Origin of the sequence: Methanospirillum hungatei (genome assembly GCF_019263745.1) — an archaeon.
Taxonomy (GTDB): Archaea; Halobacteriota; Methanomicrobia; order Methanomicrobiales; family Methanospirillaceae; genus Methanospirillum; species Methanospirillum purgamenti.
The window spans coordinates 14,023-31,875 of the sequence record NZ_CP077107.1 but is presented as its reverse complement, the minus strand read 5'-3'; the positions used below and the strand labels follow the sequence as shown (position 1 = coordinate 31,875).

14 protein-coding genes are annotated in these 17,853 nt (G+C 39.8%); 6 read left to right on the top strand and 8 right to left on the bottom strand.

Annotated features, from left to right (window positions below; all coding sequences use genetic code 11):
* The first annotated feature begins 32 nt into the window (after positions 1-32).
* The 3 genes from thiD (at position 33) to ppdK (ending at position 5,348) form a co-directional block, all read left to right on the top strand.
* Positions 33-830 (top strand): bifunctional hydroxymethylpyrimidine kinase/phosphomethylpyrimidine kinase, encoded by a 798-nt coding sequence (thiD, locus tag KSK55_RS00150; RefSeq protein WP_218607730.1) that lies wholly within the window; start codon positions 33-35, stop codon positions 828-830.
* 100 nt (positions 831-930) lie between these two features.
* Positions 931-2,310 (top strand): SpoIIE family protein phosphatase, encoded by a 1,380-nt coding sequence (locus KSK55_RS00145; protein WP_218607729.1) that lies wholly within the window; start codon positions 931-933, stop codon positions 2,308-2,310.
* A 287-nt stretch (positions 2,311-2,597) separates the two neighbouring features.
* Entirely contained in the window at positions 2,598-5,348 is a 2,751-nt protein-coding gene (ppdK, locus tag KSK55_RS00140) for a pyruvate, phosphate dikinase (protein WP_218607728.1), read from the top strand.
* A 58-nt stretch (positions 5,349-5,406) separates the two neighbouring features.
* On the opposite strand, the gene KSK55_RS00135 is transcribed toward ppdK, so the two are convergent.
* The 5 genes from KSK55_RS00135 to KSK55_RS00115 all read right to left on the bottom strand — a co-directional run bounded on the left by KSK55_RS00135 (position 5,407) and on the right by KSK55_RS00115 (position 10,609).
* A complete protein-coding gene (locus KSK55_RS00135) occupies positions 5,407-5,856 on the bottom strand; it encodes a hypothetical protein (protein WP_218607727.1) in 450 nt (149 codons plus the stop codon).
* 106 nt (positions 5,857-5,962) lie between these two features.
* Positions 5,963-7,477 carry a GNAT family N-acetyltransferase gene (locus tag KSK55_RS00130; RefSeq protein WP_218607726.1) on the bottom strand — a complete coding sequence of 505 codons (1,515 nt, stop codon included), beginning with the start codon at positions 7,475-7,477 and terminating at the stop codon, positions 5,963-5,965.
* Positions 7,478-7,620: 143 nt separating this feature from the next.
* On the bottom strand, positions 7,621-8,793 hold the full coding sequence (locus KSK55_RS00125; RefSeq protein WP_218607725.1) for a DUF6909 family protein: 1,173 nt from the start codon (positions 8,791-8,793) through the stop codon (positions 7,621-7,623).
* Entirely contained in the window at positions 8,777-9,295 is a 519-nt protein-coding gene (locus KSK55_RS00120; RefSeq protein WP_218607724.1) for a DUF6909 family protein, read from the bottom strand. The genes KSK55_RS00125 and KSK55_RS00120 overlap by 17 nt, the downstream gene beginning before the upstream one ends.
* Positions 9,296-9,310: 15 nt before the next feature.
* The gene (locus KSK55_RS00115) at positions 9,311-10,609 is read right to left on the bottom strand and encodes an NCS2 family permease (protein WP_218607723.1); all 1,299 of its coding nucleotides are present in this window, start codon (positions 10,607-10,609) and stop codon (positions 9,311-9,313) included.
* Positions 10,610-10,692: 83 nt separating this feature from the next.
* On the opposite strand from KSK55_RS00115, the gene ade reads away from it, so the two are divergent.
* On the top strand, positions 10,693-12,363 hold the full coding sequence (ade, locus tag KSK55_RS00110; RefSeq protein ID WP_218607722.1) for an adenine deaminase: 1,671 nt from the start codon (positions 10,693-10,695) through the stop codon (positions 12,361-12,363).
* A gap of 52 nt (positions 12,364-12,415) precedes the next feature.
* Here ade and KSK55_RS00105 read toward each other — a convergent pair whose 3' ends face one another.
* Positions 12,416-12,985, bottom strand: a complete 570-nt coding sequence (locus KSK55_RS00105; protein WP_218607721.1) for a flavin reductase family protein — start codon at positions 12,983-12,985, stop codon at positions 12,416-12,418.
* A gap of 97 nt (positions 12,986-13,082) precedes the next feature.
* Between KSK55_RS00105 and KSK55_RS00100 the strand changes: the two genes are divergently transcribed.
* Positions 13,083-14,561 carry an RNB domain-containing ribonuclease gene (locus KSK55_RS00100; protein WP_218607720.1) on the top strand — a complete coding sequence of 493 codons (1,479 nt, stop codon included), beginning with the start codon at positions 13,083-13,085 and terminating at the stop codon, positions 14,559-14,561.
* Between the two features lie 29 nt (positions 14,562-14,590).
* Here the strand turns inward: KSK55_RS00100 and KSK55_RS00095 are convergent, their stop codons facing one another.
* A complete protein-coding gene (locus tag KSK55_RS00095) occupies positions 14,591-14,998 on the bottom strand; it encodes an STAS domain-containing protein (protein ID WP_214421241.1) in 408 nt (135 codons plus the stop codon).
* Between the two features lie 131 nt (positions 14,999-15,129).
* Between KSK55_RS00095 and KSK55_RS00090 the strand changes: the two genes are divergently transcribed.
* Positions 15,130-16,152 carry a PAS domain-containing protein gene (locus KSK55_RS00090; RefSeq protein ID WP_218607719.1) on the top strand — a complete coding sequence of 341 codons (1,023 nt, stop codon included), beginning with the start codon at positions 15,130-15,132 and terminating at the stop codon, positions 16,150-16,152.
* A gap of 33 nt (positions 16,153-16,185) precedes the next feature.
* Here the strand turns inward: KSK55_RS00090 and KSK55_RS00085 are convergent, their stop codons facing one another.
* Entirely contained in the window at positions 16,186-17,721 is a 1,536-nt protein-coding gene (locus tag KSK55_RS00085) for a beta-ribofuranosylaminobenzene 5'-phosphate synthase (protein ID WP_218607718.1), read from the bottom strand.
* Positions 17,722-17,853: the final 132 nt, after the last annotated feature.

Here is a 17,853-nt window from a genome sequence, read left to right as displayed (position 1 = left end):
GAAAATATATTCAAGATAAAAAAACGAATAGAATGACACCACAGTTTCAGAATAAAGAATATTTCTCAGCTCTCTCTATTGCAGGATCAGATCCATCCGGAGGTGCTGGTGTCCAGATGGACCTGAAGACGTTTTCCATGACGGGTGTTTGGGGGATGGCTGTTATTACCGCATTAACAGCTCAAAATGCTGCAAAGGTAACCGGATCTTGGCCAATAGAGCCGAAAATTGTAAAAACACAAATCCAAACTGTTTTTGAAGACATGACTCCCGGAGCAGTAAAAACCGGAATGCTCGCTAATTCAAGAATTATCAAGGCCGTTGATAAGGCATTACCTACAACAATCCCTTTGGTAGTTGATCCAGTCATGGTCTCCACATCCGGGTATCGACTTCTTGATGAAGATGCAGTCCGTGATATACGTGAAACACTCACCCCCAGAGCTCATTTGATCACCCCAAATATCCCTGAAGCAGAAATTCTCGCTAAAATGACCATCTCCTGTGAGGAGGAGATGCTTATTGCGGGTAAAAATATCATCGATCTTGGAGCTCAGCAGGTAATCATAAAAGGGGGACACGGAACCGGAAATGAAGCCATTGATCTCTTAATAAGAAAAAATGATGTGAGTCGGTTCACGCATGCACGCTTACCATATGAAGTTCATGGATCCGGATGTGCATTTTCAGCAGCAATAACCGGGTATATCGCTCAGGGTTTTGATGATGCTCATGCATGTGAAAAAGCAAAAGAACTCATCAGTAACGGGATAAAACATGCAATTTCTGGAACATCCGGATTTAAAATGATTCAACCACTTTATAGATAATTACCTATATTTTTTAATGACATTCTCACTTTAGTTAGCAAGAATGATTCACAAGTCACTAGTATATCAACAGATGAAATAATAAGGTAAAGGCTGTCAGATGGACATTAATTTTTTTGAAAGTCTAAAACTTCTTTTTCAGATTATCGCAGTAATCTTTGTTGCTTCTTATCTGTTTACCAGAAGCAGATATTTTAAAGAAGTGATTACTGGAAAAATATCTATAAAAACTCAGATCATTTTAACACTTTTTTTTGGAATTGTAAGTATATATGGCACATTAGGAAATATCCAGATACACGGTGCTTTAATTAATGTTAGAGATTTGGGCCCTCTTGTCGGAGGGTTAACCTGTGGACCATATGTTGGGATTGGTGCAGGTCTCATCGGAGGTTTTTTTCGCTATACCCAGGGTGGCCCATACATGTACAGTTGCTTTTTTGCTTCGGTGATGGCCGGAATACTTGGGGCTGTGATGTATTACGCAAATAAAAAACAATTTGTTTCAACACCTATTGCAATAATTTTTACAATTTTGGTAGAGACTCTCCATTCATTGATTGCACTCATTACAACAACTCCTCCATCTCAGGTTGTATCCATAATTACCGTAGTAATCATTCCCATGATTATCATTAATGCAATAGGAATGGGCATATTTTCAACAATGTACCATAACCTGATTGCAGAATGGAAAACAATGGATGAGAAATTAGCACTTGAAACAGAAATTGCAAAAAAAGATGCAGAACTACATATAGCGGCAAAAATTCAGCAGAGTTTTCTTCCAGATACTCTCCCTGTTTTTCCAGGGTTTTCCATAGCAGCGAAATCATGTCCGGCTAAAGAAGTTGGGGGAGACTTTTTTGATATCATTCCATTCCAGGTCATAAAACTTTCAAAAGAGTCACTCGGAATTATGATCGCGGATGTTTCCGGAAAAGGGGTACCTGCAGCATTATTTATGGCTCTTTCCAGAATTGTCGTCAGAGTTGTCGCAGGATGGTTTGATGAACCAGCCAAGACTATCACCTATGCAAATACTATCATCGAAGATAATTCTAAGACAGGTATCTTTGTTACCTTATTTTATGGAATAATTAACCAGGAAAAGAAATCTCTACGGTATGTCAATGCAGGTCATAATCCACCAATTATCTATCGTCAGACAACCAGAGAATTTTTTGAACTTCCATTAACTGGGATTGCTATTGGTGTTCTACCGGATGCTCAATATGATCAAAATGTAACAATCCTACAATCCGGTGATATCATTTGTATGTATACAGACGGGGTTACAGAAGCAGTGAATGAAACGAATGAAATGTATGGGGAAAATCGACTCAAAGAATTAATTCAGAAAAATGAATATTTAGAACCTCAAAAAATGGTTGATAAAATCATAAACGATGTGAATGTCTTTGCAGGGAATGAACCTCAGTTCGATGATATTACTCTCATGATAATAAAAGTAGAATAACGACAATTTCATATTTTAGCGAAAAAATATCATTTTCTTCTTTCTTTATAAGGTTATAAATACATGGTCTACCAATACACGACATATCAGTAGGTAAAAGTTCCTTACCGTGTATTGACAAACAACTTGGAATAAACTACGTGTGACGAAGGGCATTCCAAAGCATGTACGCTAATCACACTTCATAGATATAAGTAAATATTCTGCAAAATTTCAGAGGATTTTGTTATATACTATAATTGTTGTGATGAACAGATTTTTTGAGAGAGACAATTAGGGTGGTGACGATGAGTAAAACCTGGGTTTATTCATTCTCTGATGGTAATGGAAAAGATAAGAAACTCCTCGGTGGAAAAGGTGCAAATTTATGCGAATTGACGCAAACCGGAATCAGGGTACCTCCGGGATTTGTAATTACTACTGAAGCCTGTCTGGCATATCTAGAAGACGAAAAGCATAGACTTCCACCGAGCCTGATGAGTCAGGTAACAGATCATTTGAGACTTCTCGAATTAAATACCGGAAAAAAATTTGGTGATGCTCTAAAACCTCTATTGCTCTCCGTCCGATCAGGATCTGCCCTCTCTATGCCAGGGATGATGGATACCATATTAAACCTGGGATTAAATCCTGATACTCTGAAAGGTCTTCTTGTTGCTACTGATAATGAACGGTTCTGTTACGATGTATATCGCAGGTTCATTCAGTTGTTTGGAAAGGTTGCATTAGGGGTACCAGATGCACTATTTGATGAAGAATTTGAGAAAGTAAAAGAAAGGGCCGGAGTAAAACAGGATGTTGAACTTTCTGCCTGGGATCTTTCAGACGTATGCACTTCTTTTTTGCAGGTAGTAAAGCAATTTACCGGTAAGCCCTTTCCACATGATCCTTATGAACAACTTGAAATAGCTATAAAAGCTGTTTTTAATTCATGGATGGGAAAAAGAGCCATTGATTACCGACGTGAGTTTAAAATTACCCCGGATATGGCTAACGGGACTGCAGTAAATATTGTTGCGATGGTATTTGGAAATATGAGCAATAAATCTGCAACCGGGGTGGGTTTTACCCGTGATCCAGGAACTGGTGAAAATGTTATTTTTGGGGAATATCTTGTAAACGCCCAGGGAGAAGATGTTGTTGCAGGAATCAGAACACCAAAACCTATCGCTGCCATGGCTCATGAAATGCCAGACCTGTTCAGGGAACTGATGGAACTTCGAAATAAGTTGGAATCACATTTTAAAGAAGTTCAGGACTTTGAATTTACCATAGAAGAGGGGATTCTCTATTGTCTTCAGACCAGAAATGGAAAAATGAACGCAACTGCAATGGTCAGAACTTCAGTAGAAATGGCAGAAGAAGGATTAATTACAAAAGAACAGGCACTTCTTAGAATTAAACCTGAAACACTTGAGCAACTCCTTTTTCCCAGGCTGAATATATCCGATGATGTTGCCCCGATTGCATCCGGTCTTCCTGCATCTCCTGGAGGTGCATCAGGAATTGCTGTATTTGATGCAGACCGTGCAGAAAAAATGGGAAGAGAGGGCTTGAAAGTAATTCTTGTCCGTGAAGAAACAAAACCCGAAGATATTCATGGCTTTTTTGCATCTCAGGGAATTTTGACAAGCAGGGGAGGAAAGACTTCTCACGCAGCTGTTGTAGCAAGGGGAATGGGAAAACCCTGTGTTGCCGGTGCTGAAGGAATACATGTTGATGTAAGACTCAGACATGCACTTATCGGGAAATATCAAATCACTGAAGGTGATGTTATCACCATTGATGGCTCAACCGGAGCAGTATACCTGGGAGAAGTACCACTCATCGATGCTGAATTTTCTTCAGATCTTGCAACTCTTCTCTCCTGGGCTGATGCAGTTGCTCGTCTTAAAGTCATGGCAAACGCAGATATTCCATCTGATGCAAAACGAGCCTTAAAATTTGGAGCGATGGGAATTGGCCTCTGCAGAACTGAACGAATGTTCAATGATCTCAGCCGTCTTCCAATAGTCATTGACATGATCATCGCCGATACGAAAGAAGATCGCCAGAAGGCATTGGACAGACTGCTCCCCATTCAACGAGAAGATTTTAAAAATTTGTTTACAATAATGGCACCCTGTCCGGTTACCATCCGACTGCTCGATCCCCCTATTCATGAATTTTTACCACAAGAACAGCATCTTGTTGATGAAATAGATATACTTCGAAATTTACGAAAAAACCTTCGAGGAATGAAAGTTTTATCAGAGAATGTGGCATTCATGTTCCAGCATGATGATGTCCATCCGATTGTGCAGACACCAGCTGATCCTGAATTACTTGATGCTGTCATTCTAAAAAAAGAAACAATGCTCAACAAAGTCAGATCTCTCCATGAAGTAAATCCCATGCTAGGTCATCGGGGAGTCAGACTAGGCCTAACATTTCCAGAGATTTATTCAATGCAAATTCGTGCAATACTTGAAGCAGCAGCAGAATGTCTGAAAAATGGAGTGGATGTTCATCCTGAAATCATGATACCACAGGTTTGTACTGCTCAGGAATTAAAACGAGTAAAGGAATGGGTAACAGATATTCACAAAGATGTTGAATCAGCATATAGACTAACAATTAATTGTTCATTTGGATCTATGCTGGAGGTTGTTCGAGCATGTATGCGAGCAGAAAACCTTGCAGAAGAAGCGGAGTTTTTCTCATTTGGAACAAATGATCTCACCCAGGCAACATTCTCATTTTCACGCGAAGATGCGGAGAATAAATTCCTTCCAATGTATAATATGAATCACATCCTTCAGGATAATCCATTTGAGGTCCTCGATGTAAAAGGAGTTGGAAAACTGATGGAACTTGCTGTCCTATGGGGAAGAGCAACACGTCCAGGTATGAAAGTTGGTATCTGTGGAGAACATGGTGGTCATCCGTCATCAATTGAGTTTTGTCATCAAATAGGACTCACGTATGTTTCGTGTTCCGGACCGCGTGTTCCGATTGCAAGGTTGGCAGCTGCTCATGCAGCGATACATGCCAGGTAGGAAATTATCAGGCAAAAATGAGTGATGATTTCCACACAGATTTTATTAAAAACCTATATTAATATGTTTTTTTCTTGGGAACTTTGATAATGTCTGCAGCACTGCCAAGGTCTGACTGAGCTTGGATGAAATAATTCGTTGCCGGAGCCGTGCTATCAACTTTTCCAGTTGTTGTATCAATATCTCCCTGCAGACTATCAACACCTGCTATGGTTGCATCCATTGACCGAATGAAAAATTCCCGCGATTTCTTATAAGTATCAGAAAGGGTCATCTCTTCTGCTGAACTTTTTGCCTGCTCTGCAAAGGTCTTCATTGCCGAGAGGTCATCAACAGTCATCCCCTTATAGGGATTTACAATCTTTTCATTCTGAGGATCCATTCTCTCAATGGCATCGATAACGAGGGTTTTGTAATCTTCATCATGAGTAGCACCTGTGCATCCTGCCGTATAGAATAAACAGATGACAACTATTAGAATCGGTAGCGAATTCCGGAAATTATACATGATATGGTGTTCTGTTTTTTTCTTTATAAATACTACTCATATTTGAAAGGATGGATCATCACAATAGAGAAAAGAAAAAAACCGGGAGAAATATCTTTATCAGTCATTATTTCATCAGAGTTGTTATATATTCGAGTAAAAACTCACCATAATTAGGATACAACTGTATATGGGTTAGGTCAAAGGGAATTGAAAGAAATTGAAGTCTGAAACAATCCCCGTCCGGAGCTTGACAAGGCCGAATACCAGTAAAGATAAAACCCGCAGATTCAGCAAGATCAAAAAGAAGTGTTGTTGCTGGTTGTGAAACCGGTAAGTCAAGATCAACAACTTCAGCCCCGGCCAGGTGTACCATATCATCTACCACTCGTTGGATCTCAGGCCATTGCCTTTCATCTGCAGATATAACGGTAATGATCCCTTTTTGCAGGGTTCGATCATAATGTATTTTATAGTCACCAGGAGTTCGTGCCGGGGTCGGATCGCTAAATGTGCAAGACTGCTGCATTTTGGAATAAATGGTGTGAACAAAATTATGGTGCCTTTTGGGAACATACACGGTTCGTGGTGGTGGCGTGTTAAAATATTTGAACCCGTGGAGGTATGACTCTCGCTGGGCAGGTACACTATCGCTTACAAGAGCTTTAAACATTCGAGGGGGGCATGCAGCCAGGTCAATACTACATGGGACAAAATCTTTCTTTACAGCTGATTTCTGACTTTTAGGATGACTCGTAACCGCATTAATTGACAAGCCGACGAGATTCATTTCTTCAGCCTTAGCGAAAATTGCATCCTCTAATTGTCCCATAAGTCCTCGGCCACGGTGAGCAGGAGAGACTGCAAGAAGTCCAAATTCTGCCATAAGGACAGGTTCAGGCCTTATCAGACCGACATGTCCCACTACATCATTATCTTCACCCACAGCAACATAACTGACAATGCGACCGTTATCATTCAGGTCAATAAGTCCTTCTGGCCGGTAAAAGTTCTCATTTTTATAGGTATACCCATATACTAACCAAAAAAGCCGGCAGACCTGCGAAGCATCCTGAGTCTGCATAGGCCGGATTGAATATTGTTGAAGAGGAGCTTCTGGAATTTCATGGACATTCTGGGCCATCTCAATCTCAACAGGAGCAGGGTACCTTTTGATAAGATGAAGAACTTTTCCCATTTTTCCCAAATTTTCCATCCGTACTTCATCAACTGTGTTCCTCATGATTTGAAATCCCAAACCATGAGGAGATTGAATATCACCATCTGACGATATTACAAGAGGATACTCTTTTGGAGAATCATGAAAGGGGATTCCTTCATCACGGAATGAGAGAACCAGTTCAGTCGGTTTCATCCTCGCTTCTATGTAGATATTCCCAGGTTTGCAGTCAGGATATGCATGTTCTACGATATTGATGAATGCTTCTTCAGATGCAACTTCAAGGTGAAAGAGATCGGTGTCGGATAAATTGACAATATGACAGATCTCAGTGACATACCCGAGTAAGAGGTGGAGATATCTTTTATCGGCGGGGATGAAAAGACCAGTTGTTGGAGGAGATTCATGATTCTGACAGTGTGGTGCACAGGGAATGCTTAACGAGTTCCTTCCTGATTCCATATTCTAATTCTCTCATTTCTTGCCTGAATGCGTAAGTAATCTCTTTCACATCTGTACCTACAAAAAGATTGTGAAATAAGAGCCGGACCATTCGGAAGACTATCCGGCTAGTGCACAAATCAAAGTCAAGAACCTTTCAAGTATCAAGGGCTTTTCCCTATACGATCGATCTCTTTCTTGAAAATCAGATTGAGAGTTGCAATTGAACAGGCATACACAGATTCGAGCGTGTTATACCAGCCTTCATAGGATAATAGAGTTTCCCGCCGGTTAAAAGGAGCATCAGACACGTAATGTATCAGACCAAAATCTAGAACATTATCATGATTTAACCATACAATACTATCTTCAGGAACAATACCCCAGTATTCAGCCAAAGCAGTAAGATATGGACCAGACTCCATTTCAACAGTATTAAATCCCTGGGAGAAGTATTTCCTCATCTGTTTTCTGTTCTGAAGAAGAGTCCCTTTCACAGTAACAGACTTTTGATCTTCCAGCACCGCTGTCCAACTGGTGTGTTTACGAATGTTTGAAGCTGAATAACAGTTATGAAAGCGGAATTCATTACCTGAAAAGGTGTCCCATATAGTGGAAGGAATGATAATGTCTCCAATTCGATTACGAAGTGTGCCAGCTTTTCCAAATATATAGATTCCAATTACTGTGCATTTTTCCAAGATTAAAGAGAGAATATCATGAGCAGCACTTCCAAGAGGATAATCGATTATAATTATCAGTGCATCACTATGTTGTAATACATCTGATTGTCGAATCCGTATTCGTGAATCTATCCGATCTTCGGATAGTTTCTGTATTGGAATGATACATGCATTCAGGTCAAAATGAGAAGAGTTCTGGAATCGAATAATACCTGAATCTTTTTCAAAGGTAGAATGAGACAGACTTCCTGTTTCAGAATAATAAACATTACAATAATGAAGTAGATTTTTGATCCTGCTGTCATCATCATCACTCAGTAACATATGAAGCCGATCACGAACTTCATCCGGTGAATTATCTAGAAAACTGGAAATTAGGGCTTCATCATTGTCCAGGAATCCAGTCACCAAAGAAGGAATGCTGTAGATATTTGCCGATACAAAGTAGACAGGACAGGAAGATAACGAATACGGACATGAAGCCACAAGTCCTTCCCACCATGCATCAAGATGTGATCGGGTATTTTCGTCAGACCTGAATACTCTCTGAATATGAAAATCTAATCTTTTTGATCCAATGGTTAAGAGAAAACTTTCAGGATCTCCGCTACATAATTTTAAAAATAATTTCCAGTCATTATGAGAGATGTTCAATTTTTTTTTGAAACAGTTCTAATCCGGTTAGATACAAATTCATCTGATGAAAAATCTTGATTTTTGAATATTCATCAGGCCGGCTCAAGCAATCATGGATCTTATTCCATTCTATCTGAAAAGTGGTAATAATTGTGATAATATCATCAATATCAGAAACACTTGACATATGGGCGGCGAGTAGAAAATTTTTGTCATAATAACACTTCCTTCTTCTCCCCTCTGTCCTGACCTCCTCCCAGTCATATATCGGAAATCCGGAATCAACCATACTCTGCAGATCTGAGCTGATAATAATGGTCCGAACACAATCAATGCACCTCGGAAGCCGCATCGCAGCATAATAAAAAGCAGATACGTTAATGGATGATGAACCGGCATGATAATGCAAGGAGGAATCCATCGCCGCGTGACCAGGTTCAATATCCTTTATCCGGATATGACCATCTCTCTCCAGCAATGTGTGAAAATGCTGTATATGCTCATCAACCGGATTTGTCACACCACACCCCACTCATTATGAGAGAAACACCAGATAAATAACCGCGAGAATGTTGATAATCCAGAGAATTACAGGGACCCTGCGCCATCGGCCTTTTCCGATTCTGATTGCAGTCCAGACAAGTGATCCCGCCATGATACCGAATGCAATCGATCCGGTAAAGGGAATCATGAGAAATGATACAAAGAACGGGATGATATCATCGAGTCGCTCCCATCGAAGGTAGGCAAGGGGCCAGAGCATCACTACACCAGATATGACGAGTACCGGTGCAGTCGCCTCGAGTGGGATGAGAGAGAATAGTGGGGCTAAAAAGAGCAGGGGCAGGAAACATAATCCGGCCACAACTGCAACAAGCCCAGTCCGTCCATTCTGAATAATCCCAACCGCTGATTCAACATAGGCTGTAACTGGTGATGTACCCACAAGAGGAGAGAGTATCATGCCCACTCCTATTGTTTTCAGACTTTTATCTGCCTGACGAGGTTGTCCTTCTTCATTCAGCATATTACTCGCTTCTGAAAGACCAATCAAAGTAGAAATATTATCAACATACGCAGTCACTAGAAAAAGCACGATAAATGGCATACATGGAAACACCAGGGCTCCAAGGATATCGGCACGCCCAATCAGACTGAAGTCCGGATATTCAAAAAAATTATTAAAGCCACTCTGCTCAAAATAAAAATCCGGAGGGTTCTGTCCGACAATAAATGAAAGAATGGTTACTGTGAATATTCCGATTATATATGCCCCCGGAATCTGACGGACCATGAGTATACTGATAATAGTTATACCTATTAAAAACAGGAACACATTATGCTCAGAAAAAACATTGGATGCACTAAGGTGTGAGATATTAAAAATAAACCCGCCATGATTTAATCCAATAAAGGCAATAAAAAGACCAAGACCTCCTGCAACACCGGTCCGGAGTGGCCGTGGTATCGTTTTGATGAAATATTGGTTTTTGTCCAGAATAGAGAGTAATAAAAAAATAATGCCACTCCAGAAGAGCACACCCAGTGCAATCTCCCAGGTTATTCCGGTAAAAGTGACACTGACGTAGACAAACATGGAATTGACAGACATTGCTGGGGCAACAATTACGGGATTATTGGCATATATGCCCATCAGAATACTCGATACTGCTGTTGCCAGTACAGTTGCCGTTATCACTGCTGTAAACGGCATACCCGTTTCCGAAAGAATAGCCGGTTGAGCCATTACAATATATAAAGAAGCTAAAAAAATAGAAACACCTGCGATGATCTCACTACGAAAATCTGCTGCATAATTGTCGAGATCAAACATAGTTCTTAATGATAATAACGTCTTAATATCTATAAATTCCACTATATGACCCGTGTGTCAATCCAGGGGGAAACAAATATTTTATGACCAGATGGGAAGAATCAGCAGATATAATATTTAAAAACGGGATTATTTTCAACCCATATACCTGTGAATGGCTAAATGAAGATTTTGCTGTCAGGAATGGGATATTTATAGGTACCGGACCAGGGTATTCAGGAAAAGAAGAGGTAGATCTCAAATCCTCTTATGTCTGCCCCGGTTTCATTGATGCTCATGTTCATATTGAAAGTTCATTACTCACCCCATATGAATATGCACGGCTCGTTATGCAGCATGGAACTACCACGGTTGTTGCAGATCCTCATGAAATTGCGAATGTATGTGGAACTGCAGGAATAGAATATATACTTCAGGCACATGAAAATCAGCCGCTGGATATCATGGTTATGTTGCCTTCCTGTGTTGCTGCAACCCCTATCGACGAATGTGCAATAACGCTTACGGCTGATTTACTTCTTCCCTTCATGAACAGAGATGGTGTTCTGGGTCTGGGTGAAATGATGAACGTGCCCGGAGTGTTATCAGAGGAACCCTTAGTTATGGAAAAATTAATCCTGACCTCCATTCGTGACGGACATGCTCCTTTTCTGACCGGAACTTTGCTTGATCAATATATTGCCACCGGACTTCAAAGCGATCATGAAACTACTGTAAAAAGCGAAGGGAAAGAAAAACTTCAGAAGGGAATGTTTCTATTCATCAGGGAAGGCTCGACTGAACGAAATCTGCATACCCTCATTCCTCTGGTTAACGCATGTTCATCATCCCGCTGTAGTTTCTGTACTGATGACCGGCATGCAGATATGCTAGTTACATCCGGCCATATTGATGATTGTATCAGAAAAGCGATTGGAGAAGGATGTGAACCGGAACTTGCATACAGAATGGCAACGCTCTCACCTGCAGAACGTTTTCGGTTGTATGACAGAGGTGCAATAAGTGCCGGGCGTATTGCTGATTTCTGTGTCATAGATGACATAAAAAAGTGTAACGTTCATGCTACATATAAAAACGGGAGATTAGTACTCCCTGAACATTTTAGGAAAGAAAAAACTCATACCCTAAAAAACTGGCCATTCCATGCTAAAATTCCATCCCCGGAAGAGATCAGGATAACCGGAACAGGAACTGCACGGGTTGTCAAGATACAAGAAGGACAGATAGGAACAAAGGCAGAATATATCCAACTTTCAAGTGATGAAATTCCAGATTTAAAAAGGGATATATTAAAAATTGTGGTTGTTTCACGATATTATCCGGAAAATATTGGAGTAGGGCTGGTCAGGGGTCTTGGTCTTACAAGCGGTGCTATGGCATCGAGTGTTTCACATGACTCCCATAATATCATCGCAGTCGGGACAAGTGATAATGAAATCATCTCTGCGATTGCGATGGTAGTAAAAAATAAGGGGGCGATGGTTGCCCTGAATGGGAAGGAGGAGGTCTGTTTACCTCTGTCTCTTGCCGGATTAATGTCAGAATTACCGTATGAAAACGTGCATAAAGGTTTAGAGAGTATTCATCACCTCACAAAAGCGTGTGGCGCAATCAAAGATCCCTTCATGTATCTTTCCTTTCTGGCATTATCAGTAATTCCTGAGTTACGGGTAACAACCAAGGGAGTTTTTGATGTAAACATATTTTCAAATGTCCCCCTTTTTATGGATGAAGAAAAACCAGCAGATACATGACCTTCCATGTATGGCTAATCTTTTCAAGACATCATTTTCTTTTCTGAAAAAATTATTTAAAGAGATTACTGGTTGAAAATCCCTGCATCAGAAATTCTCCAGTTTTATAGTATGACCGATCCAGGGGATTATAAAAGAAGAAGGGTGCCTTTTGAAGATCAGGTTTCCCATCTGCACTCATCCAGGTATCTTCGATCAGAACATCAACAACCTCTGCGATAAAAAGGTCATGCACTCCAACATCCACTACATTGGAGATTTTACATTCGATGACAATAGGAAACTCATCAACATAGGGAGCATGAACCGAAGGTGCACGAACCGGGGTGAGACCAGTATCTGAAAATTTATCTCGATCTCTTCCAGATGACACCCCAAAATAATCTGCCTCTTTCACATGGGCTGCTAAAGGAATACTTATTGTACATTCTTTCTTTTCCAGCAAAGCCTCATGTGTATGCCTGGTTCGCTGAACAGAAAAGGAGATACTGAGAGGATCAGAGCTGCAGACTCCACCCCATGCAGCGGTCATGCTATTTGCTTTTCCGTTTTTATCATAGGTTCCGATAATAAGAACTGGTGTTGGAATAATTGCAGGTTTCTTTCCGATTGATTGTTTCATACCAGATTATGGGATGTGATAACAGAAAACTGATACCCTAAGAAAAATGCGAACAGATATCTATAGCCCGGTATGATTCCTCTATCAGGGATGCATTATGAAACATCAGCATGTTGATCTAAAAACGATTTCATGGGACACCATGGAGAGATATGGTTTTAATCCCAGGTTTTCACGTGAGGTTATTCATGAAACAAACCACCTAAACCCTGAACATCATATAAAAATTAAAAAAGGAATAAAAGATCTCCGTGGACTCCTCTGGAGCTCTATCGATAATGTGGATTCAGAAGATCTTGACCAGATTGAGTTCGTAAAAGAAGGTGAAAATGGTGAAATTCATGTAAAAGTAGCCATATCAGATGTTGATCATTATGTGACAAAGAATTCCTATATCGATAAACATGCCGGACATAATGGAACATCGGTCTATCCAGGAATTATTACCTTTCATATGCTCCCTGACCGACTCTGTAAAGGAATTACCTCACTCCTTCCAGGTCAGGACTGTTATGCAATAATCATCGAATTCACAGTTCTTTCTGATGGGGGAGTCAGACCAGGTGATATTTACCAGGGAGTGGTCCGGAATAAGGCAAAGCTTATCTATGAAGAAATCGGAGACTGGCTTGAAGATAAGATTCCGGTTCCAACACATGTAGCAGAGACTGAAGGTCTGAAAAAACAACTGGAATTGCAAAATGAAGCTGCAATACGTCTTCGTGCACATCGAAGAAGACAGGGTGCCCTGGATCTTGAAACCCTTGAAGCACAGGTGGTGTCGGATGGAGAAACGGTGACTGACCTGGTAATCCAAGAGCAAAATGCTGCACGATGCCTTATTGAAGAGTTCATGGTTGCAGCTAACGGGACAATGGTAGTTTTTCTTGAAAACGCCGGTTTACCCATGATACAACGAGTTGTCAGAGTTCCTAAATACTGGGAAGAGATTCGACTTGTAGCAGCAAAATACGGTGAAAAACTCCCATTCAATCCGGATGCAAAATCCCTCTCTTCTTTTCTGACAAAACAACGGGAAACTGATCCTGAACGATTCCCCGATCTCTCACTCACTATAGTGAAACTTATGGGTTCTGGAGAGTATGTTCCATTCATCCCAGGTAAAACCCCTATCGGCCACTTTGCACTTGCAGTAACCGATTACACACATGGTACTGCCCCTAACCGGAGATATGTTGACCTTATTATCCAGCGTCTCATTAAATCAGTTCTTCTTGGAACAAAATCTCCTTATCATGTCAGGGAACTGGATGAGAAAGCGGAATGGCTTTCCGGTCGGGAAAAAGCAGCAAACAAGGTTGAGCGGTTTATGAGAAAATCAGCAGCAGCAGTCCTCCTAAAACCAAGAATTGGAGAAAACTTTGAGGGATTTGTGACAGGTGCATCAGAAAAAGGAATATATGTCAGACTTATCAGCCCTCCTGCAGAAGGAAGAGTAATGCGAAAAGAATCAGGTCTAAAAGTTGGGCAAAAAGTAATTGTAAGACTATTGAAAACAGACCCCTATAACGGACATATTGATTTTGAATACCTTCATGACGTAGGAAAAAGGTAATAATAAAATAAGAAAATTTTTTATATACATTATGTTTTACAGGCAAATGACTTGATAGCTGTTGAATTATCAGGATATACTTTTAATATTTTTAACAATCCAGATAATTGAAGAACGTCTAATACATTTTTATTAGGAGTAGAAAATCGAATTTCGCCATTTTCTTTTTTTAAGGACTTTACTGTGGTAATAAAAACACGTATTCCTGCACTTGATACATACCGAACATCAGTCAGATCAAGGATAATCCATCGCATCCCCTGGGCAATGCCTTCCATCAATGTTCCTTCTAGATCAGATGATGTTGTAGTGTCAATTGAACCCACCGGATGAAAAACCCAGATCTCCCCCTCATACCAAATGTCTATGGGAAGAACAGAACCTGCTTCTTTTTTTAATGTATAGAGAATGTTCGTCTCGAAATCTGGGGATGCCATATTTTATCTGTATCATTATAAAAGAATAGTAATATAAAGGTGCAGGTATTCGAATTTATACAACACATTTTATAATAATTGGTAGAATGCTTTTTCCATATATAGATTTAATTACATACATAAATTAATTCATGATACCCATAGAGAGTTTATATCAGATCTGGTATGAGCTTACTTCAGAAATTGAAGATGGCATTATAATCTTAAACGATTCAGATATCATTTGTCACCTGAACAAAGGGATTTTTCAACTATTTCCGGTCAATGATGTGGATTATATCGGAAAAAAATTTGATCGTTTCATTGAGGAAGTTGTTATTCCAGTGATTAAAAGTTCAGACATTATCTCACTGGAGGGATATCATCTATCCTCACATAACCTGGAAGATAAAGATCTTGATATTTTTTCCGGGCCAGGTAAAGGTCATTCTGTGGAATTTACAATTCAGAAAACAAAAAATTCTGATTGTTCCTGGAAGTTAGGATATTTTAGAAAAATCACAAGATGGAAAAAGACTGAAGAACTCCTAATCCGCACTGAAAAAAGATTCAAAATAATTTTTGAAAATTTGTTTGACTCAGTTACAATGTATCGGGTAGATGAAACATATTACCCTGGACGTTTTATAGAGACTAATTCATCTGCGATTAAAAGACTAAAATACACTCAGAAGGAACTATTGACACTTTCACCTGCAGATATTCTTCCCCCAGAAGAATTTGGAAAGTTCTTGTCTTTTATTAAAAATTTTCGAATTAAACCAGTTCAGACAGGAGAATTTTCAGAAGTCTCAAAGGATAGGATGAAAATTCCAGTTGAAATCACCGCTTTAATAGTAAAAATTCAAAATGAAGATTTCATCATTCAGATATCCCGGGATATCTCTGACAGGGTAGGTATCAGGCAACTTCAGAAAAATGCCTTTGAACAGATAAATAAGAATATTGAACAATTTGCAATTTTAAATGATAGAATTAGAAATCCATTAAGTGTCATCCTGACTCTTGCTTCATTTTCTGATACCCCTGAAAATGTAAAAATTTCAGAACAGGTAGAAATTATCGATTCACTTGTTGATGAACTTGATAAGGGATTTGTTGAATCAGAAAAGGTCCGAAAATATCTCATCCGTTACTTTCAGGCAGATATCTGATCAAAAGCGCTTAATTTTCGATAGTAAATGGAATTAGGTTTTCATAATATCAGCACCCCTATTTCTCCCCTTCGTGCAGATCGTTTTTCCGCCTTTCCATTGATTCATAATCCTTTGAGCTGAAGAAATGATAGCAGACGTATTCGAATCACATACCCCATACACTACCGGTCCAAATGAACTCATACCTACCCCAGCTGCACCGGCATCCCTCATGGCATCAATGATATCCGTAATAACCGGTGACTGAAGACTGATTTCACATTTTTTAAACCCATAATTCTGGAAATCATTAATTGCCTCTCCGAATTGTTCCAGATCTTCTTCGATTACAGAAGGGATCAGTTTCATAAGAAGAATATGAGAAAGAGCCTGAACTTCATGTTGTGGAACAGGACAGTATCTCTGAAACATATCATATTCCAACTGACCGTGAATTTCTGCCAATCCATCAGGTATTGCAAGTACGAAATTCCAATCTTTCGGGATATTATACCGGCCAACCAGAGGAGCTGCTCCTGCACCTGATGATGAGGCTGATGGTGCGAAAGAATCCTTCTTTCTGCCAGGGCCAAACCGGTGACCAGCATCAACGAGTAATCCTCCCATAAAAAAGGCTCTTGTTCCTATCCCTGAAGTTCCTCCCCTTCCGGATAAGGCAATAAGAGCATCTGTAGAAAAATTCGCTCCAATCATTGTCCCAATCCCGGCCGCAATTCCAAGAGCTGCCTGGGTTCCACTTCCAAGCCCAAAATGAAAGGGAATAGATTGTTGAATGTGAATATGTACCGGAGGTATCGACAATCCATTCATGTTTAATTTTTCAAGGATTGGCTGCACCTGGTATGCAACCTCTGGTTCCTGTGAGGTCAGGGAAAAGGTATCTGCTTCTGATATTTCAAAAATAAAACCAGGATCTTCCAGAGTTATACCAGAACCACCATCGACTCTGCCTCCTGAACCATTCATATCAAGAAGCCCGATGTGAAGTCGAGAAGGAGTAATCACTCTAACCACAGTATCCTCAGTAAAAAGAGGGAAAGGGATTTGTTCTTCAATAAAAAATATCGGTCGTGAATTATGAATTATCCGGTATGATCTGCTCAAATTAAATTTCGCCATTTGATTCCTTTTCAGGTCATCTGATGGGAGAGAAATTTTTTGTATTGATAAGATTTCTCTCCTTGATTCCATCTTTTCATCACGCATTATCATACCAATCGGTTCATCTTCTTTCATAAGCCGGGTTATTGCACCCGCCGGAAGATGTTTCAATGGTGCATATGAGATAGCATGAATCAGAACACGATTATTATTTTTATTGTACAGATCCACTTCCCGAAAATTCACATCTTCACCGGGTTTAACTTCAAGAATTTCTGCGATTTTTTCTGATGCCTGAATAATATTCTGCTGTATTGTTCTGACACCGACTGGTGCATTACCAAATGCCTCCAAAAGCCGGGTAACTGAACCATCTGTTATAAGAAGAGCACGCTCAGGATTTGTTAATTGTCCAGATTCTTGTTCTATCTTATTAATAAGTTCCAGAACCGATGTCTGCATCATTATTGCACCAATATCAGAGTGATGTGTATTGAAAAATGTTTCATAATTATAGAATAAGAAATAAAGACCTCATAAAAAATGGATTCACCTAATAATTTACAAAATCGGTACGATTTTTCCAGGGTTACCAGA